At 71.8% G+C, this 19,827-nt stretch carries 19 protein-coding genes; 5 read left to right on the forward strand and 14 right to left on the reverse strand.

Annotated elements, in window-relative coordinates; genetic code table 11:
- Positions 1 to 23: 23 nt before the first annotated feature.
- Genes dapB through dapF form a run of 3 tightly spaced genes read right to left on the reverse strand, consistent with a single transcriptional unit; the run spans position 24 to position 2,568 of the window.
- Entirely contained in the window at positions 24 to 833 is an 810-nt protein-coding gene (dapB, locus tag VIS07_06810; protein ID HEY8515204.1) for a 4-hydroxy-tetrahydrodipicolinate reductase, read from the reverse strand.
- Positions 833 to 1,732, reverse strand: coding sequence for a 4-hydroxy-tetrahydrodipicolinate synthase (dapA, locus tag VIS07_06815; GenBank protein ID HEY8515205.1), 900 nt, complete (start codon positions 1,730 to 1,732; stop codon positions 833 to 835). The genes dapB and dapA overlap by 1 nt, the downstream gene beginning before the upstream one ends.
- A complete protein-coding gene (dapF, locus tag VIS07_06820; protein HEY8515206.1) occupies positions 1,729 to 2,568 on the reverse strand; it encodes a diaminopimelate epimerase in 840 nt (279 codons plus the stop codon). The genes dapA and dapF overlap by 4 nt, the downstream gene beginning before the upstream one ends.
- 142 nt (positions 2,569 to 2,710) lie before the next feature.
- Here dapF and lysA point away from each other — a divergent pair, with 142 nt between their 5' ends.
- Positions 2,711 to 4,000: a diaminopimelate decarboxylase gene (gene lysA / locus VIS07_06825; GenBank protein HEY8515207.1), complete on the forward strand. Its 1,290-nt coding sequence runs from the start codon at positions 2,711 to 2,713 to the stop codon at positions 3,998 to 4,000.
- Between the two features lie 60 nt (positions 4,001 to 4,060).
- Here the strand turns inward: lysA and VIS07_06830 are convergent, their stop codons facing one another.
- The 8 genes from VIS07_06830 to argB all read right to left on the reverse strand — a co-directional run bounded on the left by VIS07_06830 (position 4,061) and on the right by argB (position 12,187).
- Entirely contained in the window at positions 4,061 to 4,492 is a 432-nt protein-coding gene (locus tag VIS07_06830) for a MaoC/PaaZ C-terminal domain-containing protein (protein ID HEY8515208.1), read from the reverse strand.
- Between the two features lie 8 nt (positions 4,493 to 4,500).
- Positions 4,501 to 4,974, reverse strand: coding sequence for a hypothetical protein (locus VIS07_06835; GenBank protein HEY8515209.1), 474 nt, complete (start codon positions 4,972 to 4,974; stop codon positions 4,501 to 4,503).
- Positions 4,971 to 6,551, reverse strand: a complete 1,581-nt coding sequence (argH, locus tag VIS07_06840; GenBank protein HEY8515210.1) for an argininosuccinate lyase — start codon at positions 6,549 to 6,551, stop codon at positions 4,971 to 4,973. Before argH ends, VIS07_06835 begins: the two co-directional genes overlap by 4 nt.
- Positions 6,552 to 6,621: 70 nt before the next feature.
- The gene (locus tag VIS07_06845) at positions 6,622 to 7,743 is read right to left on the reverse strand and encodes a hypothetical protein (protein ID HEY8515211.1); all 1,122 of its coding nucleotides are present in this window, start codon (positions 7,741 to 7,743) and stop codon (positions 6,622 to 6,624) included.
- 142 nt (positions 7,744 to 7,885) lie between these two features.
- Positions 7,886 to 9,091, reverse strand: a complete 1,206-nt coding sequence (locus VIS07_06850) for an argininosuccinate synthase (protein ID HEY8515212.1) — start codon at positions 9,089 to 9,091, stop codon at positions 7,886 to 7,888.
- A 35-nt stretch (positions 9,092 to 9,126) separates the two neighbouring features.
- Positions 9,127 to 10,056, reverse strand: coding sequence for an ornithine carbamoyltransferase (argF, locus tag VIS07_06855; protein ID HEY8515213.1), 930 nt, complete (start codon positions 10,054 to 10,056; stop codon positions 9,127 to 9,129).
- On the reverse strand, positions 10,053 to 11,279 hold the full coding sequence (locus VIS07_06860; protein HEY8515214.1) for an aspartate aminotransferase family protein: 1,227 nt from the start codon (positions 11,277 to 11,279) through the stop codon (positions 10,053 to 10,055). Before VIS07_06860 ends, argF begins: the two co-directional genes overlap by 4 nt.
- Complete coding sequence (gene argB, locus VIS07_06865) at positions 11,276 to 12,187, reverse strand: acetylglutamate kinase (GenBank protein HEY8515215.1); 912 nt, start codon at positions 12,185 to 12,187, stop codon at positions 11,276 to 11,278. Before argB ends, VIS07_06860 begins: the two co-directional genes overlap by 4 nt.
- A gap of 137 nt (positions 12,188 to 12,324) precedes the next feature.
- Between argB and VIS07_06870 the strand changes: the two genes are divergently transcribed.
- From VIS07_06870 to VIS07_06885, 4 genes are all read left to right on the forward strand, one after another.
- Positions 12,325 to 13,521 (forward strand): M20 family metallopeptidase, encoded by a 1,197-nt coding sequence (locus VIS07_06870; GenBank protein HEY8515216.1) that lies wholly within the window; start codon positions 12,325 to 12,327, stop codon positions 13,519 to 13,521.
- A 97-nt stretch (positions 13,522 to 13,618) separates the two neighbouring features.
- The gene (locus VIS07_06875) at positions 13,619 to 14,008 is read left to right on the forward strand and encodes a hypothetical protein (GenBank protein HEY8515217.1); all 390 of its coding nucleotides are present in this window, start codon (positions 13,619 to 13,621) and stop codon (positions 14,006 to 14,008) included.
- 225 nt (positions 14,009 to 14,233) lie between these two features.
- Entirely contained in the window at positions 14,234 to 15,280 is a 1,047-nt protein-coding gene (locus VIS07_06880) for a glycosyltransferase family 4 protein (protein HEY8515218.1), read from the forward strand.
- A 21-nt stretch (positions 15,281 to 15,301) separates the two neighbouring features.
- A complete protein-coding gene (locus tag VIS07_06885; GenBank protein ID HEY8515219.1) occupies positions 15,302 to 17,482 on the forward strand; it encodes an amylo-alpha-1,6-glucosidase in 2,181 nt (726 codons plus the stop codon).
- 16 nt (positions 17,483 to 17,498) lie between these two features.
- Here the strand turns inward: VIS07_06885 and VIS07_06890 are convergent, their stop codons facing one another.
- The 3 genes from VIS07_06890 to hslV all read right to left on the reverse strand — a co-directional run bounded on the left by VIS07_06890 (position 17,499) and on the right by hslV (position 19,791).
- Complete coding sequence (locus tag VIS07_06890) at positions 17,499 to 17,714, reverse strand: hypothetical protein (GenBank protein HEY8515220.1); 216 nt, start codon at positions 17,712 to 17,714, stop codon at positions 17,499 to 17,501.
- Positions 17,715 to 17,794: 80 nt separating this feature from the next.
- A complete protein-coding gene (hslU, locus tag VIS07_06895; GenBank protein HEY8515221.1) occupies positions 17,795 to 19,120 on the reverse strand; it encodes an ATP-dependent protease ATPase subunit HslU in 1,326 nt (441 codons plus the stop codon).
- Positions 19,121 to 19,206: 86 nt separating this feature from the next.
- Positions 19,207 to 19,791, reverse strand: coding sequence for an ATP-dependent protease subunit HslV (hslV, locus tag VIS07_06900; protein HEY8515222.1), 585 nt, complete (start codon positions 19,789 to 19,791; stop codon positions 19,207 to 19,209).
- Positions 19,792 to 19,827 lie beyond the last annotated feature (36 nt).

The following is a 19,827-nucleotide window of genomic DNA, read 5'->3' on the forward strand; positions in this document are numbered from 1 at the left end:
CGGGGACCCGGCCGACGTCGCCGCTAGGCCGCGACGTCGCGCATCGAGTACAGGCCCGGCGCGCGCCCGCTCAGCCAGCGCGCCGCGCGCAGCGCGCCGGCAGCGAACGCCTCACGGCTCTGCGCGCGGTGGGTGAGCTCGATGCGCTCGCCGGTGCCGAAGAAGAACACCGTGTGGTCGCCGACCACGTCGCCGCCGCGCAGCGCGAGCACGCCGATCTGCTCGGTCGGCCGCTCGCCGACCATGCCCTCGCGCCCGTAGACCGCCCAGTCCTCGAGGCGCGCGCCGCGACCACGCGCCGCCGCGCGCGCGAGCGCGAGCGCGGTGCCGGACGGCGCGTCCTTCTTCTTGCGGTGGTGCGTCTCGCTGATCTCGATGTCGAACGCCGCGCCGAGCCGCCGCGCCGCCTCCTCGACGAGGTCGAGCAGCACGGTGACGCCGAAGCTCATGTTCGGCGCCTGCACGCAGGGGACGCGCTTGGCGAGCTCTTCGATCTCGCGCTGCTGCTCGGCGGTGAAGCCAGTGGTGCCGAGGACGACGCCCAGGCCGCGCTCCGCCGCCTCGCGCAGGTGCGCGAGCGACGGCTCGGGCGCGGTGAACTCGATCAACACCGTGCCGGGAGCGATCTCCGGCAGCGCGTCGGTGAGGACGACGCCGAGGTCGACGCCGCCCGCGAGGCGTCCGAGGTCGGTGCCGAGGTCGGGGTGCCCCGGCGCCTCGATGCCGCCCGCGAGGCGAAGCCCGTCGTCGCGCGACGCGAGCGACACCAGCATCCGCCCCATCCGTCCGGCGGCGCCGCCGATGATGACCGGAACGCGCGTGGCCGTGCCCATCACGCGACGAGCTCGAGACCGTGGTTCTCGAGCGCCGCGCGCAGACGCGCGCGCGGTCCCTCGCTCATCGGCAGCAGCGGCAGACGCAGCTCGTCGCGGCAGCGGCCGAGCATCGCGAGGGCGGCCTTCACGGGGATCGGGTTGGTCTCGAGGAAGCAGGCGCGCATGATCGGCAGCACCTGGTAGTGGATCTGCCGCGCCTCGTCCCAGCGCCCGGCGAGCGCCGCGTCGGTGAGACGCGCCATCTCGGCGGGGATCACGTTCGCGACCGCGGAGATCACGCCGACGCCGCCCATCGCGATCGTCGCGAGCGTCAGCGAGTCCTCGCCCGAGATCACCGCGAAGTCCTTGCCGCACGCGGCGATGGTGTCGATGACGCGGTCGAGCGAGCCGGTCGCCTCCTTGACGCCGACGATGCGCGGGATCTCGGCGAGCCGCGCGAGCGTGTGGGGCTCGATCGTCGAGCCCGTGCGGCCGGGGATGTTGTAGACGATCAGCGGGATGCCGGTCGCGTTCGCCACCGCGCGGTAGTGCTCGACGATGCCGTCCTGCGTCGGCTTGTTGTAGTATGGCGAGATCAACAGCGCGCCCGCGGCGCCGGCACGCTCGGCCTCGCGCGTCAGGCGGATCGCTTCGGCGGTCGAGTTCGAGCCGGTGCCGGCGATCACGGGGACGCGTCCTGCCGCCACCTTGATCACGGCCTCGACCACCTCGATGTGCTCGTCGTGCGTCAGCGTCGCCGACTCGCCCGTCGAGCCGCACGGCACGAGCGCCTTCTGCCCCGACGCGATCTGCCACTCGACGAGCGCCTCGAGCGCCGGGTAGTCGATCGCGCCGTCCTTGAACGGCGTCGCGAGCGCGACGATCGAGCCGCGCAGCCAGGAGAGATCGCCGCTCATACCTCCACCTCCCCCGAGAACACCTCGGTCGCGGGGCCGGTCATGTAGACGTGCCCGTCGGACTCGCGCCACTCGATCTGCAGATTGCCGCCGAGCAGCTCGATCTCGACTCGACGCGGCGCGCGTTCGGTGAGGTGCGCGGCGACCGCGACCGCGCAGGCACCGGTGCCGCACGCGGCGGTCTCACCAGAGCCGCGCTCCCACACGCGCATGCGCAGACGCGCCGACGGCGCCGGATCGAGCAGCTGGACGAATTCTACGTTGACGCGCTTCGGGAAGAACGGATCGGTCTCGATGCGCGGACCGAGCGTCGTCACCGGCGCGCTCGCGGTGTCGTCGACGAAGAGCACGCAGTGCGGGTTGCCCATCGACACGCACGTGATCCGGTAGCTCGTGCCGTCGACCTCGAAGGGCGCGTCGATCACGCGACCCTCGGCGCGCACCGGGATCGAGGCGCCGTCGAGGATCGGCTCGCCCATGTCGACCGTCACGCTCGCGACGCGGCCGTCGCGGACGTCGAGCTTCAGCGTCTTCACGCCGGCGTCGGTCTCGATCTTGAGCTCGGGCTTGCGCGCGATGCCGTGGTCGTAGACGTACTTCGCGACGCAGCGGATGCCGTTGCCGCACATCTCGCCGCGGCTGCCGTCCGCGTTGTACATCTCCATGCGCGCGTCGGCGACGCTCGACGGGCAGATCAGGATCAGCCCGTCGGAGCCGATGCCCGTGCGTCGCGGCGACACCAGGCGCGCGACGCGCGCCGGATCGGGAACCTGGTGCGCGAAGGCGTCGACGTACACGTAGTCGTTGCCGATCCCGTGCATCTTGGTGAAGGGCAGCCGCATATCCCGGGCTCGATACCAGCGATTTCGCAGCCGTGCCACAAACCGGACGCGCGCGCACGCGCGGGCTTTCGACGGCCGTCGAGGCGCGTCCGGCGTCACCTTGAACCCGCACGTCCCGGGTGGCAGTGAAGCCAGGATGACCGCGCTTCCGCTCTCGAGCCGCAGCGAGCTCGCGCGTCTCGCTGCCCAGATCGGCACCCCCTTCTACTTCTACGACGCGGCGGTGATCGCCGATCGCATCGCCCGCGTGAAGGAGCAGATCTCCGCGCCCGGCCTGCAGGCGCGCTACGCGATGAAGGCGTGCTCGGCGCACCTCGTCCTGAAAGCCGTCCGCGAGGCGGGCCTGTGGATCGACGCCGTGTCGGGCAACGAGGTGCTGCGCGCGAAGCGGGCGGGCTTCGCGATGGGCGCGGAGCCGCCGGTCGTGCTGCTCACCGCCGACGTCTTCCGCGACAACGCGCTCTCGGTCGTGCGCGAGGAGCGCGTGCTGCCGAACCTGGGCTCGCCCGGTCAGCTGCGCGAGCTGCAGGCGGCGGGCTACCGCGGTCCGATCGGCCTGCGCGTCAACCCGGGCTTCGGCCACGGCCACGTGCAGGAGTGCGACACCGGCGGCCCGAGCTCGAAGCACGGCGTGTGGATCGACGACGCGCTCAGGGTCGCGGAGGAGGCGCGCGCGGCCGGGCTGCCGGTCGTCCTGCTGCACGCGCACGTCGGCAGCGGGCCGCAGATCGACGAGCTCTACGCGAACCTGCAGCGGCTCGCCCGCGAGCTCGGCTCGCTCTTGCCGAAGCTGCCGGACTGCGTCGCGGTGAACCTCGGCGGCGGCATCCCGCACTCGTACCGCGACCCGAGCTGGGTGCCGGATCTGGCGCCGCTCGGCCGCATCCTGCGCGAGGCGCGGGCGCACTTCTGCGAGCAGGCCGGGCGCGAGATCCGCGTCGAGATCGAGCCGGGGCGCTTCTTCGTCGCCGCGGCGGGCACGCTGGTCGCACGCGTCACCGACGTCAAGCACACGCAGAGCAACGAGAAGGGCAAGGGCCACGGCTTCATCATGGTCGACGCCGGCTTCTGCGACCTCGTGCGGCCCGCGATGTACGGCTCGTACCACCGCATCTCGGTGGTGAGCGACGAGCCGGGTCCGGTCGCGCCGTTCGCGGTCGCGGGACCGCTCTGCGAGTCGGGCGACGTCTTCACGCGCGACGCCGCGGAGCTGATCGAGCCGCGCGAGCTGCCGACGCCGCGTCCCGGCGACTTCGTCCTGCTGCACGACGCGGGCGCGTACGGCTACTCGATGAGCTCGAACTACAACTCGCTCGGCCGCGCGCCGCAGGTGTGGTGGGAGAACGGTCGCGCGGTGCTGATGTCGCGCCGCGAGACGGTGGAGGATCTGGTCGCGACCGAGTGCGAGCAGCCGCTGTCGGCGTAGCGGCGGCGGGGCGTCGAGCGTGCGCCGTGGCGCCGCGGCTGTCGCTCCGCCGCGCGACGCTCAGCGCGCGACCAGCAGCGTCACCTTCTGCGTCAGCACCGCCTCGTCCCGCGGGTTCACGATCTCGTCCTGCAGGACGACGACGCCGCGGTCGGGCTTCGAGCGCGACGCGCGCTTCTCGATGCAGGTCGTGAAGTAGCGCAGCTCCTCGCCGGGGCGCGCCGGCCGCGGCAGCCGCACCTCGTCCTTGCCCAGCATGGCGAGGGTCGCGATCGGCTCCTCCATGTCGAAGAAGAGCCGCGTCGCGATCGCAAAGAGGTGCAGCGAGCACAGCGTGAGCCCGCCGTAGATCGATTGCCGCGCGGCCTCCTCGTCGACGTGGTAGGGCTGCGGCTCGAAGCGACGCGCGAGCTCGATCGCTTCTTCCCGCGACGGCGTCGTGCGGCCGACCAGCAGCCGCTCGCCGACGACCAGATCGTCGAGACGCCGCACGCGGCCCATCACGGGATCGCGCCCGGGATCGTGCGCACGATGTCGGCGCTCTCGGCGGGCGGGCTCGCGTACTCGTCGAAGGTCATCGCGATCACCTGGTAACGGCACGACACGCCGAGCGGCGCGTCCGAGTCGAGCAGCGTGAAGATGCTCGCCTTGCGAAAGCGCTGCTGGTCGGTGACCGGCACGACGGCGATTTCCTGGAACGTCGCCTCCGGCTGGCACGCGCGCAGGACGACGAAGCGCGCGAGGTCGTCGAGCGGCTCGCCGTCGACGTACTCGCGCGGGCGCCGCCACGTCACCTTGACGCCGTCGGCCGCGCTCTCGACCTCGACCGGATCCGCGGTCTTCGGGATCACGTACTCGGGCGGGCGCGGCGGCCCGACGCGTCCGCAGCCGGCGACGGCGAAGGCGCCAGTCAGCGCGAGCGCGAGCCCGAGCGCGGCGGCGACGTCGACCGGCTGGCGGCGTGCGCGCGTCATCGCTTGCTCGAGCGCGCTTTGGCCCGCGCGTTGGACCGCGTCTTCGGCCGCGCCTTGGAGGACGTCTTGGAACGCGTCGCGCCCGCGCGCGCAGCGGCCCGCTTGCCCGCAGCAGCTCGCTTGCCCGCAGCGGTGCGCGTGCGCGTGCGCACGCCGGCGCGCGCCGGCGCGGCAAAGCCGGCGGCCTCGAGCGCGGCGAGGCGTCGCTCGACGTTGGCGCGTGCCGTGCCGCCGATGAGCTTGCGGCGCGCGAGCGCGGCATCGAGCGTCAGCGCGCGGCGGGCGCGACCGTCGAGCAGCGGCGAGAAGCGCCTGAGCTCCGCCGCGGAGAGGCTCTCGAGCTCGCGCCCTTGGTCGACGCACCAGCGCACGACGTTGCCCACCACCTCGTGCGCCTGCCGGAAGGGCAGGCCGCGCTCGACGAGATGGTCGGCGAGCTCGGTCGCGAGCGCGAAGCCGCCCGCCGCGTTGCGCATCGTCGCGCTCACCACCTTCAGGCGCGGCAGCATGCGCTCGAACACGGTGAGCGAGGCGCGCAGCGTGTCGACCGCGTCGAACAGCGGCGGCTTGTCCTCCTGCAGATCGCGGTTGTAGCTCAGCGGCAGACCCTTGAGCAGCGTGAGCAGCGCGATCAGCGCGCCGTACACGCGACCCGTCTTGCCGCGCACCAGCTCGGCGACGTCGGGATTCTTCTTCTGCGGCATCATCGAGCTGCCGGTCGCGAAGGCGTCGGGCAGCTCGAGGAAGCCGAACTCGGAGGACGACCACAGCACGATCTCCTCGCCGAGGCGCGACAGGTGCATCGCGAGGATCGATCCCGCGGCGAGCACCTCGACGACGAAGTCGCGGTCCGACACGGCGTCGAGCGAGTTCTCGCTGACCGCGTCGAAGCCGAGCTCGGCCGCGACCCGACGGCGGTCGAGCGCGAAGCCGGCGCCGGCGAGCGCGCCCGAGCCGAGCGGCAGGACGTTGACGCGCTTGCGCGCGTCGAGCAGACGCTCGCGGTCGCGCAGCAGCATCTCGACGTAGGCGAGCCAGTGGTGCGCGAGCAGCACCGGCTGCGCGCGCTGCAGGTGCGTGTAGCCCGGCACGACGACGTCGAGGTCGCGCCGCGCGCGCCCGACGAGCGCGCCGATCAGCCGCTCGATGCCCGCGACCAGGGCGTCGATCTCGTCGCGCAGCCAGAGCCGCAGGTCGGTCGCCACCTGGTCGTTGCGGCTGCGGCCGGTGTGCAGCTTGCCGCCGACCGGGCCGACGAGCTCCGTCAGGCGGCGCTCGACCGCCATGTGCACGTCTTCGTCCGCCGGCGCGGCGCGGAAGCGGCCGCTCTGGATCTCGCGCAGCACCGCCGCGAGTCCGCGCTCGATCGTCGCGGCCTCGCGCGGCGTCAGCAGCCGCGCGCGCTGCAGCGCGTGGACGTGCGCGATCGAGCCGCGCACGTCGTGCGCGGCCATGCGCAGGTCGGTGCGCAGCGAGTTGGTGAACTGCTCGACGGCGGGATCGGTGGGCTCGCGGAAGCGTCCGCCCCAGGGCTTGCGGGCGGCGTTCCGGGTGGTGCGCTTGCTCGGGGCCGGCATCGCCGCAGCGCTTACCACGCGGGCGACGAGCGCTCCACGCGCCGCACGCGACGCGACGCCACGCGAGCGATCAGAGCGCGTCCAGGAACTCGAGCAGCGTGCGCGTGTTGAGCGCGCGGTCGCGGCCGAGCACGAAGCGGTACGGACGCGCGCGCGCGACCAGCCGCAGCGCGCTCGCCGTGCGCGACGCGACGACGCCGCTCTGTCCGGCGAGCTCGGAGAGGCCGCGCTCGAGCAGGAACTCGAGCCCCTGGTACACGCCCAATCCCACGATCATGTGATTGACGAGGGCGCGAAACGCGGCGGGGTTCGAGGTCGGGACGATCTCCGACACCGCACCCGAGTTGCGCTCGCCGACGAGCAGGATGCTCGCCGGCACGACGTCGCCGATGCGGCCGCGGAAGTACTCGAGGTCGATCAGCGTCTTCGGATCGAACTCCATGCGGCGCACGGTGCGCAGGTACTGCGGCGGGATGTCCGGCCGCTGCTCGGGACGCACGCCGAGGCGCAGCGGGAAGGGCAGGATGCGCCCGCGCCGGTCGACGAGCGGCGTGTCCTCGCTGAGCAGGAAGAAGCCGGGCCGCGACAGCAGCTCGAGCGCCATCGTGCTCTTGCCGCCGCCCGACGGCAGCAGCAGCAGGAGGCCTCGGCCGTGATGGCTGACGCCGAGCGCGTGCACGCGGTGCAGGCCGCGCGCGTCGAGGTGCTGTCCCACCGACGACAGCAGGAAGAGGTAGCCGATCTCGTGCGCGAGGTCCGGATCCGGCGAGTAGACGACGCAGGTCCGGTCACGCCGGTCGAGGATGGCGAGGCCGCGTCCGAAGTAGTCGAGGTAGGTGAGCACGCCGTCGGTGAACGACACGTTGCGCGGCGTGAACACCGAGGCGGGCAGCGCCGGAACGGTGTCCCAGGGCGGCTCCTCGAGCCGCAGCTCGACGCGCAGGTCGGCCTTGCCGCTTGCCGCCTCGCCGCGGCGGAAGAACGCGAAGTCACGCCGCAGCTGGTCGGTGAGCTCCGCGGGCCGGCTCTCGACGGCGACCGTCAAGCCATAGAAGTCGAAGCACTCGTGGGCGCTCGGCGGCGCGTCGGGGCAGGGGAGGGCGCGCGCACCGTCGGACGAGCTCGGCGGTGCGTCGTTGGGCACGGCGGACGGCGCGTCCGCCTGCTGCCAGTCCTGCGGAAGGAACACCACGCGGTGGTCGTCGCTTTATGCGAATTCCCCCACGCGTGGAAGCGTGCTCGCGTCGCTACCGTGCGGGGCACGACGGGCGCGTGCCGCTTCTGCAGCCTCACGACTCCACGTGCGACGCGCGCCGCGCCGCACGCGTCACGCTTCAGCCCTGCTTCAGCTTGCGCAGCTTGAGACGCAGACCCGAGAGCGCGATGAAGCCCGTCGCGTCCGCCTGACGGTAGCCGCCCGCCTGATCGAAGCTCGCGATGCCCGGATCGAACAGCGAGCGCTCGGCCTTGCGCCCGACGACGATCACGTTGCCCTTGTAGAGCTTGACGCGCGCCGTGCCGGTGACGGTCTTCTGCGCGTCGTCGATCGCGGCCTGCAGCATCTCGCGCTCGGGCGCGAACCAGTAGCCGTTGTAGACCATCTCGGCGTAGCGCGGGATCAGCGAGTCGCGCAGGTGCATCACCTCGCGGTCCATGGTCAGCGACTCGACCGCGCGGTGCGCGACGTGCAGGATCGTGCCGCCCGGCGTCTCGTAGACGCCGCGCGACTTCATGCCGACGTAGCGGTTCTCGACCATGTCGACCCGCCCGACGCCGTGCCGGCCGCCGATCTCGTTCAGGCGTTCGAGCAGCTTCGCCGGCGAGAGCCGCTCGCCGTCGACCGCGACCGGATCGCCCTTCTCGTACTCGATCTCGACGTACTGCGGCTCGTCCGGCGCCTTCTCGGGCGACGTCGTGAGGACGAACATGTCGTCGTACGGCTCGCGCCACGGATCCTCGAGGATGCCGCCCTCGAAGCTCATGTGCAGCAGGTTGCGGTCCGACGAGTACGGCTTCTCCTTGCTGACCGGGATCGGGATGCGGTGCTGCTCGGCGTAGGCGATGAGGTCGTTGCGGCCCTCGAACGTCCACTCGCGCCACGGCGCGATGATCTTGAGCTGCGGCGCGATCGCGGCGAAGGTGAGCTCGAAGCGCACCTGGTCGTTGCCCTTGCCGGTCGCGCCGTGGGCGACCGCGTCCGCGCCGTGCTCGAGCGCGACCTCGGCCTGACGACGCGCGATCAGCGGGCGCGCGATCGAGGTGCCGAGCATGTAGGTGCCCTCGTAGAGGGCGTTGGCGCGCAGGATCGGAAAAACGTAGTCGCGAGCGAAGTCCTCGCGCAGGTCCTCGATGACGACGTGCGACGCGCCGCTCGCGCGCGCCTTCTCCTCGACCGGGGCGAGCTCCTCGCCCTGGCCGACGTCGGCGCAGAAGGCGATCACCTCGGCCTGGTACTCGTGACGCAGCCAGCCGAGGATCACCGACGTGTCGAGCCCGCCCGAGTAGGCGAGGACGATCTTCTTGACGTTCTGCTTGCTCACTTCTGCTCCGGAGACCGCTGCGGAATTGCCGGACGTCAGGCGTCCGGCCGCGAGCGGTTGCTGAGCCACACCATGACGGCCTTCTGCGCGTGCAGCCGGTTCTCCGCCTGGTCGAGGACGACCGAGTGCGGACCGTCGAGGACGTCGGAGGTGATCTCCTCGCCGCGGTGCGCGGGCAGGCAGTGCATCACCAGCACGTCCTCGCGCGCGTGCTGCAAGAGCGCCGCATTGACCTGGTAGCCCGCGAACGCGACGCGACGCACCTGCGTCTCCGCCTCCTGGCCCATGCTGACCCAGGTGTCGGTGTAGATCGCGTCGGCGCCGCGCGCCGCCTCGACCGGATCGTGCAGGATCTCGATCTTGCCCGGCTGCATGCGCTGCGCGCGCTCGAGGATCTCGCGGTTGGGCTCGTAGCCCGGCGGGCAGGCGAGGCGGAAGCGCAGCCCGAAGAGCGCCGCCGCGTTGAGCCACGAGTTCACGACGTTGTTGCCGTCGCCGATGAACGCGACCGTCAGCTTCGAGAGGTCGCCGCGCTTCTCGCGCAGCGTCATCAGGTCGGCGAGCACCTGCGCGGGGTGCAGCAGGTCGGTGAGGCCGTTGATCACCGGCACCGTCGCATGCTGCGCGAGCTCGAGCAGCGAGCGGTGCGCGAACGTGCGCGCGACGATCAGATCCACCCAGCGCGACAGGTTGCGCGCGATGTCGGCCACCGTCTCGCGCTCGCCGAGGCGGATGTCCTCCGGCGCGAGGTAGACCGACGCGCCGCCGAGCTGCTTGATGCCGGTCTCGAAGGTGACGCGCGTGCGCAGGCTCGGCTTCTCGAAGATCATCGCGAGCGTGCGCCCGACGAGCGGACGCGCGCCCTTGCCGGCGCGCAGCTCCGCCTTCAGGCGGTCGGCGTCGTCGAGCATCGACTCGACGTCCTCGCGCGAGAAGTCGGCGAGCGAGACGAAATCGACTTTCATGCTGCGAGCGCCCTCCCGAGGATCGCGAGACCCTCGTCGATCTCGGCGTCGGTGACGACGAGCGGCGGCGCGATGCGCAGCACGCGCTCGGCGGTGACGTTGATCAGGAGGCCGTCCGCGAGCGCCTTCACCGCGACGTCCTTGGCGAGATCCGCGTCGCGCAGCACCATGCCGAGGAGCAGCCCGAGGCCGCGCACCTGCTCGACGCGCTCGGGATGCTGCTGGTGCAGCTTCTCGAGCCCGGCGCGCAGGCGCTGCGCCGCCGCACGCGCGCGCGGCAGCGTCTGACCGTCGGACAGGACCTCGAGCGTCGCGACCGCGGCGGCGTTGGTCAGGCAGTTGCCGCCGAAGGTCGAGCCGTGCGCGCCGAGGTCGAGCCCCGACGCCGCGCGCGCGTTGCACACCATGGCGCCGACCGGAACGCCGTTGCCGAGCGACTTCGCGAGCGTCATCACGTCGGGCACGCAGCCCATCTGCTCGTACGCCCACAGCGTGCCGGTGCGGCCGCAGCCGGTCTGCACCTCGTCGAGCATCAGCAGCAGGTCGTGGCGGTCGCAGATCTCGCGCAGCGCCTTGAAGTAGCCCGGCGGCGGCACGTTGACGCCGCCCTCGCCCTGCACGGGCTCGACCAGGATCGCGACCGTGTCCTTGCCGATCGCCGCTTCCATCGCGGCGGCGTCACCGAATGGCACGTAGCGGAAGCCCGGCAGCAGCGGCTCGAAGCCGCGCCGCACCTTCTCCTGTCCGGTCGCGGCGATGGTCGCGAAGGTGCGGCCGTGGAACGAGCCCAGCGTCGTCAGCACCTCGAAGCGTCCGCCGTTCGCGTGCCCGTAGCGCCGCGCCGCCTTGAGCGCCGCCTCGTTCGCCTCCGCGCCGCTGTTGCAGAGGAAGACGCGCTCGCCGAACGAGAGCTCGCACAGCAGCTCGGCGAGGCGCATCTGCGGCTCGCTGTAGTGCAGGTTCGAGACGTGCACGAGCGTCGCCGCCTGACGCGAGATCGCCTCGGTCACCTTCGGGTGGCAGTGGCCGAGGTTGGTGCAGAGGATGCTCGAGAAGAAGTCGAGCACGCGTCTTCCGTCCGCGTCCCACAGCACCGCGCCCTCGCCGCGGACGAACGCGATCTCGGTGCGCGCGTACACCGGCACGAGCGCCTTGCGGCTGCGCGCGATGATCTCGGCGCTGCCGCCGGCAGCGGCTGCCGTCGGGCTCGACGCCGGCTTCACTGCTCGCTCCGCGCGTTCGCCGCGCGCTTGACGGTGACGTCGCTCGGGCTGTCGCGCCGCACCTCGGTGCCGACGCCTTGGTCGGTGAACAGCTCGAGCAGGACCGCGTGGCGCACGCGGCCGTCGATCACGTGGACTTTCTTGACGCCGCCGCGCAGCGCCTCGAGGCAGCACTCGACCTTGGGAATCATGCCCTTGTTGACCACGCCCTCCGCGATCAGGCGGCGCGCCTCGCTGGTCGACAGCGTGCGGATCAGCTCGCCGTTCGCGTCCTTGATGCCCTCGACGTCGGTGAGCAGCAGCAGCTTCTCCGCCTCGAGCGCCTCCGCGATCTTGCCCGCCGCGATGTCGGCGTTGATGTTCAGGCTCTCGCCCTTGGGGCTCGCCGCGACCGGCGCGATCACCGGGATGAAGTCCTGCTGCTGCAGCGCCTGCACGAGCTCCGGGTTGACGCCGATCACCTCGCCGACCTGACCGAGGTCACCGTTCTCGGAGTTGGCGCGGCGCGCGACGATCAGGTTGCCGTCCTTGCCCGAGAAGCCGACCGCCTTGCCGCCGGCGAGGTTGATCATCGACACGATCTGGCCGTTGATCTCGCCCGCCAGCACCATCTCGACGACGCGCATGGTGTTGGCGTCGGTGACGCGCATGCCGCGCACGAACGTCGAGCTGATGTTGAGGTCGGACAGCATCTTGTCGATCTGCGGTCCGCCACCGTGCACCACGACCGGGTGGATGCCGACGTACTTGAGCAGCACGATGTCGCGCGCGAAGGCCTGCTTCAGCGCGTCGTCCGTCATCGCGTGGCCGCCGTACTTGATGACGACCGTCTTGCCCGCGAAGCGCCGGATGTAGGGGAGGGCTTCGAGCAGGACCTCCGCCTGGTCGATCGGCTTCGCCGTGGTCACGTCGCGCGGATACGTAACCAGGTCGCCGAACGCAACTTTCCGCGGCCGCTTGGCGCCGCGCGCGAGCGGCCGACGTTTTCACGATCGGACGACGCGTGCGGTTGCCCTGCGCCACGGTTGTGGAATGATCGCCCGCCGTGATCGACCAGGGCTTGATCGAGGAAGCGCAGGAGCTGCTCCCGGACGCCGTCGCGCTGCGCCGTCGCCTGCACCGCAACCCCGAGCTCGGGCTCGAGCTGCCGGCGACGCAGCAGGCGGTGCTGGAAGCGCTCGACGGTCTGCCGCTCGAGATCGAGACCGGGCGGCGCACGACGTCGGTGCTGGCGACGCTCACCGGCGGCAAGCCCGGCCCGACGATCCTCCTGCGCGGCGACATGGACGCGTTGCCGCTGCACGAGGACACCGGGCTCGAGTTCGCCTCGGCGGTCGACGGGCGCATGCACGCCTGCGGTCACGACGCGCACGTCGCGATGCTCGCCGGCGCCGCCCGCTTGCTCGCGCGCCGTCGCGACGACCTCGCGGGTCGGGTGATGTTCATGTTCCAGCCCGGCGAGGAGGGGCACTTCGGCGCCCGCGTGATGCTCGAGGAGGGGCTGCTCGACCGCGAGCACCCGCCGTGCGCGGCGTTCGCGATCCACGTCGTGCCGACGATCCGCGCCGGCACGATCGCCACCCGGCCGAGCGCGCTGCTCGCGTCGAACGACGATTTCGCGGTGACGATCCGCGGGCGCGGCGGGCATGCGTCGATGCCGCACGACGCGCTCGACCCGATCCCGATCGCCTGCGAGATCGTGCAGGCGCTGCAGACCTACGTCACCCGCCGCGTGAACGTTTTCGAGCCGGCGGTGATCACGGTCGCCCACATCAAGGCCGGGACGACGTTCAACGTCATCCCCGAGGTCGCGACCATGCGCGGCACGATCCGCACCGTGTCCGAGGCGACGCGCAAGCAGGTGGTCGGCGACCTGCGCGGTCTGATCGAGGGCATCGCGCGCGCGCACGGCGCGAGCGCCGAGCTGCAGCTCTGGGAGGGCTACCCGGTCACGGCGAACGACCGCGACTTCGCCGGCTTCACCCTCGGCGTCGCCCGCGACCTGCTCGGCGAGCGTCGCGCGATCGAGCTGCCGAACGCGTTCATGGGCGCGGAGGACTTCTCCTACGTCCTCGACCGCTTGCCGGGCGCGATGGTGTTCCTCGGCGTGCGTCCGCAGGGCGTCTCTCGCCCCGCCCCGAACCACTCGAACCGCATGGTGCTCGACGAGGACGCGATGGCGACCGGCATCGCGATGCACGCCGCGGTCGCGCTCCGCTGGACGCAGCAAGCGACCGCTTGACACGCGTGCCTTCGCGCTTACCGGCAAGCGCGAAAGGAGGCACGCGACGCGACACCGCGGAGTCCACGCGAGGCGGAGGCGCCGACGCGTCTGGTGCATGTTCGGCGCGCTCGCGGCCGCCGTCCCCGCAGCGGCGGCCGACGACGCGCTCGAGCGCCGCGCCGGCGGGAGCGCGCCGGTCGACGACCTGGTGTGCTGCGCCGAGGTCGAGGCGTTCTGCCGCGCCCTCGACGGCGCCGCGGCGGTCGTCGCGGACTCGGCGCGCGTGCGCGGCCTCGACGATCCGGAGACGATGACCCGCATCGCGGAGCTCGCCGCGCTCGCCCGCATCGGCGACGGCTACGAGCGCGACGGCGCCTTCGTACGCTGCGGCGACGAGGTCGCACGCACCTGCGGGGCGAGCGTCGCGCGCGCGATGGCGTCGCTCGCCGACGCCCTGCGCCGCGCCGAGGAGCAGCGGCCCGCGCCCGAGCGCGACGACACCTGAGGCGGGCCCGCCGGCGCCGGACGCCCCCGGGGACGGGCCCGAGGGCGTCGGCGCGCGGTGATCGCGGCGTCCCCGGCGAGCGCCTCCGACGACGCCGCGCCCACGGCACCGCGCGCTCCCGCGCCGCGCGGGAAACCCTTGCGCCTCGAGGGGTCGAGCTTAGCTTTTCGCAGTCCGCGCCGGCGCGGCTCGGCTGCGGGCGAGCAATTTTCGGAGAGAGGCGAGATGAGGATTGCGCAGGTTGCACCCCTGATCGAAGCAGTGCCGCCCAAGCTCTACGGCGGCACCGAGCGGGTCGTCTCCTATCTCACCGAGGAGCTGGTCCGCTTGGGACACGACGTGACGCTGTTCGCCAGCGGCGACTCCCGCACCGCCGCCCGTCTGGTCGCCGGCGTGCCGGAGGCCCTGCGGCTGGCGGGCGTGCACGCCGCCGAGCCGTACCACATGCTGCTCGCCGACCGTGCCTTCGCCCTCGCGGATCAGTTCGACGTCATCCACTTCCACATCGACTACCTGCACCTGCCGCTCGCCGAGCGCGAGCAGGTGCCGACCGTGACCACCATGCACGGACGCCTCGACCTTCCCGAGGTGGGGGCGATCTTCCGGCGCTACTTCGACGCGCCGCTGGTCTCGATCTCCGACGCGCAGCGCGAGCCGCTGCCGTTCGCGAACTGGGTGGGCACCGTCTACCACGGCTTGCCCAAGGACCTGCATCCGTTCAACGAGCGTTCCGACGGCTACCTGGCGTTCCTCGGCCGCATCTCGCCGGAGAAGGGCGTCGACCGCGCGATCGAGATCGCGCGTCGCGCCGGAATCCCGCTGAAGATCGCCGCCAAGGTCGACCGCGCCGACCGCGAGTACTTCGAAACGCAGATCGCCCGGTTGCTCGATCAACCGGGGATCGAGTATGTCGGGGAGATCGGTGACGGTGACAAGGGACGCTTTCTCGGCAACGCGATCGGGCTGCTGTTCCCGGTCGACTGGCCCGAGCCCTTCGGCCTGGTGATGATCGAAGCGATGGCGTGCGGTACGCCCGTGGTGGCGTTCCGACGCGGGTCGGTCCCCGAGGTGATCGACGAAGGCGTGACGGGCTTCGTCGTCGAAAACATCGACGAGGCGGTGCGTGCGGTCGGACGTCTCGACCAGCTCGACCGTCGCACGTGTCGGACGGTGTTCGAGAAGCGCTTCAGCGCCGAGCGCATGGCTCGGGAGTACGTCGAGATCTACAAGCGTTTGATCGCTCGCGACAGGCGGACCACGCTCGCTGCATGAGCTGCATGAGGTGAGGTGTCGATGGGGGACGGCACGCGTGCCGACGTCATCCGCGTCGAGGACCAGTACTACATCCTTTCGACCTCCTCGCGCGTCGACGACCGCACGCGGGTCCTCGCGGATGGCGTGTCCTTCGCCGTGTTCGACCGCTACGGCGACATGCATCGCCTCGGGCGGCTCGGCGAGCAGGGGCTCTACCGCGACGGGACGCGGTTCCTGAGCGGCTTCGAGCTGTCGTTCGCGAACGAGCGCGCGCTGCTGCTGAGCTCGGCGGTGCGCGACGACAACACGGCGCTCGCCGTCGACCTCGCGAATCCGGATCTGCCCGGCAACGGCATCGCCGTCCCCGCCGACACCATCCACCTGCACCGCTCGCTGTTCCTCTGGGACGGCTGCCTCTACCAGGCGCTGCGCGTGCGCAGCTTCGGTCTGCAGGACGCGCAGGTGACGGTGCGTCTCGGCTTCGCCGCCGACTTCGCCGACATCTTCGAGGTGCGCGGCGTGCAGCGGAAGCAGCGCGGCCGCGCGTTCGCCACCGTGCTCTCCGCCGACACCGTCGAGCTCGCGTACGACGGTCTCGACGGCGTGCGGCGCACGACGCGTCTCCAGTTCGAGCCGCCGCCGGCGCGGCTCGACACCGGCGCCGCCGAGTGGGAGGTGCACCTGCGGCCGCGCGGCGAGCTCACGCTGCGGACGCGCGTCATCACGCACATCGGTCGCGACACGAAGCGCGAGGCGCCGACGCACGACGACGCGTGGGCGTGGGCGCACGCGACGCGACGTCAGTCGCTCGAGCAGGACGCGCGGGTCAGCACTTCGAACCCGCAGCTCGACGCCTGGCTCAGCCGCGCCGCCGCCGATCTGCACATGATGCTCGCGCGCACGCCGCACGGCATCTACCCGCTCGCCGGCATCCCCTGGTACGGCACGCTGTTCGGCCGCGACTCGCTGGTCACCGCGTGGCAGACGCTGCTCACGAGCCCGCAGCTCGCCCGCGGCGTCCTGCGGTCGCTCGCCGCCCTGCAGGCGCAGGAAGTCTCCGAGGAGCGGCAGGCGGAGCCGGGCAAGATCGTGCACGAGGTGCGCGGCGGCGAGATGGCGGCGCTCGGCGAGATCCCGTTCGGCCGCTACTACGGCACGGTCGACGCGACGCCGCTCTTCGTCCTGCTCGCCGGCGAGTACTACCAGCGCACCGGCGACCGCGAGTCGATCGAGCGCCTGTGGCCGAACCTCGAGGCCGCGATGCGCTGGATGGCGACCTACGGCGATCCCGACGGCGACGGCTTCCTCGAGTACCGCAGCCACGGCCGGGGGCTCGTCAATCAGGGCTGGAAGGACTCGTCGGACGCCGTGTTCCACGCCGACGGGGAGCTCGCCGAGGGCCCGATCGCGCTCGCCGAGGTGCAGGCGTACGCGTACGCGGCGTGGCGTGCGGGCGCGCGCCTCGCGGGCGTGCTCGGTGATCGGACGCGGGCGAGCGAGCTCGACGCGAAGGCCGACGCGCTACGCGAGCGGTTCGAGCAGGCGTTCTGGAACGACGAGCTCGGGACCTACGTGATCGCGCTCGACGGCGCGAAGCGCCAGTGCCGCGTCAAGGCCTCGAACGCGGGCCAGGTGCTGTTCTCCGGCATCGCGTCGCCCGAGCGCGCGCGCCGGGTCGCGGACGTGCTGCTCGCCGACGACATGTTCTCCGGCTGGGGCGTGCGCACGGTGGCGCGCGGCGAGTCGCGCTACAACCCGATGTCGTACCACAACGGCTCGGTGTGGCCGCACGACAACGCGCTGATCGCGCTCGGGCTCGCGCGCAACGGCTGCCACGAGCACGCGATGAAGATCTTCTCGGCGCTGTTCGACGCGTCCGCCTTCATCGAGCTGCGCCGCCTGCCCGAGCTGTTCTGCGGCTTCGTGCGCCGCCAAGGCGAGGGGCCGACGCTCTACCCGGTCGCGTGCTCGCCGCAGGCCTGGGCGACGGGCGCCGTGTTCCAGCTCCTGCAGGCTTGCCTCGGCATCTCGTTCGAGGCGAGCGAGCGGCGCATCGTGCTGACGCAGCCGACGCTGCCGCCGTTCGTGGAACAGGTGCGGATCTCGCACCTGCGCGTCGGCGACGCCTCGGTCGACGTGCTGCTGAGCGGCCGCGGCCAGGACGTGTCGGTCGAGACGCAGCACCACCGCGGTCAGCTCGACGTCGTGATGCGGGCCTGAGCCCGCGGCATCCCGCTCAGCGCCTGCTCGACACGAGCAGGGAGACGAAGCCGACCGCCAGCACGACGCCCGCGGCGATCAGGAAGTAGGGCAGGATCCGCCACGGATTGCCCTCGGTCTGCGCGGCCTCGATGATCCACACGCCGGCGAAGCCGAGCGTGAGCAGCAGCAGCGCCGCGATCAGCAGGGTGCCGCGGCTCGACGGGTAGAGCGCCACGAGGGGACCGTACACGCCCTGCGGGGCCGCCTGTCAATGGCCGGACGTGCCGGACGGGGCAGGGCGGGCTCGGTCGGGTCCGACGTCGCGCGAGATCAGAGGATGAAGCGCGACAGGTCCTCGCTCGCCAGGATCGGATCGAGCTCGGCGCGCACCATCTCGCCGGTCACCGTCACGCTCTGCCCGCGCATGTCGGGCGCGTCGAACATCAGCTTGTCGAGCAGCCGCTCGAGCACCGTGTGCAGGCGGCGCGCGCCGATGTTCTCGGTGCGCTCGTTGGCGAGCGCCGCGATGCGCGCGATCTCGGCCACCGCTTCGTCGGAGAAGCGCAGCTCGACGCCTTCCGTCGCGAGCAGCGCCGCGTACTGACGGATCAGCGCGTTCTTCGGCTCCGTCAGGATGCGCACGAAGTCCTCCTGCGTGAGCGGCTCGAGCTCGACGCGGATCGGGAAGCGGCCCTGGAACTCGGGGATCAGGTCCGACGGCTTCGCGATGTGGAAGGCGCCGGACGCGATGAACAGGATGTGATCCGTGCGCACCGGGCCGTGCTTGGTGTTGACGGTCGAGCCCTCGACGATCGGCAGCAGGTCGCGCTGCACGCCCTCGCGCGACACGTCGGGTCCGCCGGTGTGCGAGCGGCCGGCGATCTTGTCGATCTCGTCGAGGAAGACGATGCCCGAGGTCTCGACCCGCCGGATCGCCTCGCGCACGACCTTCTCCATGTCGACGAGCCGCGTCGCCTCCTCCTGCGTGAGCGCCGCGAGCGCGTCGGGGACGCTCATCTTCCGCCGCTTGGTCTTCTTCGGCAGGAGGTTGGAGAACATCTCCTTGAGGTTGAAGCCGACCTCCTCCATGCCCTGCGGCGTCATCACCTCGATGCTCGGCATCACCTGCTCGGCGAGCTCGATCTCGACCTGACGTGCGTCGAGCTCTCCGGCGCGCAGCTTCTTGCGCAGCCTCTCGCGGGTCGCGCTCGCCGACTCCTCCTCGACCGCCGGTCCCATGCCGATCGAGCGCGGCGGGAGCAGCAGGTCGAGCAGGCGATCCTCGGCGGCCTCGCGCGCGCGCAGCGAGACCTTCTCGCGCTCCTCGTGCCGCACCATGTTGATCGCGACCTCGACCAGGTCGCGGATGATCGACTCGACGTCGCGCCCCACGTAGCCGACCTCGGTGAACTTCGACGCCTCGACCTTGATGAACGGCGCGCTCGTCAGCCGAGCGAGCCGCCGCGAGATCTCGGTCTTCCCGACGCCGGTCGGGCCGATCATGATGATGTTCTTCGGGATGATCTCGTCGCGCAGCTCGGGCGGCACCTGCTGACGTCGCCAGCGGTTGCGCAGCGCGATCGCGACCGCGCGCTTCGCCGCGCGCTGACCGACGATGTAGCGGTCGAGCTCGGAAACCACCTCGCGCGGCGTCATCGCGACGGCCGCCGTCGTGGCGTCGTCGTCGCCCGTGCTTCGCGCGCTGCCGCTCAGCACCAGCGCGCCCTCGGCATCGTTCGCGTTCATGTCGTTTCCGTGCGGCCGGCGATCTCTTCGATCACCAGCGCGTCGTTCGTGTAGATGCAGATCTCGGCCGCTGTCCGCATCGCCGCTTCGGCGATCTGACGGGCGTCGAGCGTGGTGTGCGCGAGCAGCGCGCGCGCCGCGGCGAGCGCGAAGTTGCCGCCCGAGCCGATCGCGATCGCGACGTCGCCGCCCGGCAGCGGATCGGGCTCGATCACGTCGCCGGTGCCGGAGATCACCAGCGCCTGCTCGGCGTCGACCGTCAGCAGCATCGCCTCGAGCCGGCGCAGTGCGCGGTCGGTCCGCCAGTCCTTCGCGAGCTCGACCGCCGCGCGCCGCAGCTGGCCGCGGTACTCCTCGAGCTTCTGCTCGAAGCGCTCGAACAGCGTGAAGGCGTCGGCCGACGCGCCGGCGAAGCCGGCGATCACCTGATCGCGGTAGAGGCGGCGCACCTTGCGGGCGCCGTGCTTCAGCACCGTCGCGCCGAAGCTCACCTGGCCGTCGCCGGCGACGCAGGCTCTGTTGCCGCGCCGGACCGCCAGGATGGTCGTCGAATGGAACACCGGCTCGCGCGACTCGCTCACCCTTTTCTGTCTACGGATCCGCCTTCGGCTTGTCGA

Source organism: Candidatus Binatia bacterium, from assembly GCA_036563615.1.
GTDB lineage: Bacteria > Desulfobacterota > Binatia > UBA12015 > UBA12015 > DATCMB01.

What these genes read in the sequence shown, in the direction of transcription:
- VIS07_06885 (HEY8515219.1), top strand. Translation starts at nt 15,302, where the DNA reads ATGGGGGACGGCACGCGTGCCGACGTCATCCGCGTCGAGGACCAGTAC.
- dapA (HEY8515205.1), bottom strand. Translation starts at nt 1,732, where the DNA reads ATGAGCGGCGATCTCTCCTGGCTGCGCGGCTCGATCGTCGCGCTCGCG.
- hslU (HEY8515221.1), bottom strand. Translation starts at nt 19,120, where the DNA reads ATGACGCCGCGCGAGGTGGTTTCCGAGCTCGACCGCTACATCGTCGGT.
- argF (HEY8515213.1), bottom strand. Translation starts at nt 10,056, where the DNA reads ATGAAAGTCGATTTCGTCTCGCTCGCCGACTTCTCGCGCGAGGACGTC.
- dapB (HEY8515204.1), bottom strand. Translation starts at nt 833, where the DNA reads ATGGGCACGGCCACGCGCGTTCCGGTCATCATCGGCGGCGCCGCCGGA.
- VIS07_06835 (HEY8515209.1), bottom strand. Translation starts at nt 4,974, where the DNA reads ATGACGCGCGCACGCCGCCAGCCGGTCGACGTCGCCGCCGCGCTCGGG.
- argH (HEY8515210.1), bottom strand. Translation starts at nt 6,551, where the DNA reads ATGCCGGCCCCGAGCAAGCGCACCACCCGGAACGCCGCCCGCAAGCCC.
- VIS07_06875 (HEY8515217.1), top strand. Translation starts at nt 13,619, where the DNA reads ATGTTCGGCGCGCTCGCGGCCGCCGTCCCCGCAGCGGCGGCCGACGAC.
- VIS07_06880 (HEY8515218.1), top strand. Translation starts at nt 14,234, where the DNA reads ATGAGGATTGCGCAGGTTGCACCCCTGATCGAAGCAGTGCCGCCCAAG.
- lysA (HEY8515207.1), top strand. Translation starts at nt 2,711, where the DNA reads ATGACCGCGCTTCCGCTCTCGAGCCGCAGCGAGCTCGCGCGTCTCGCT.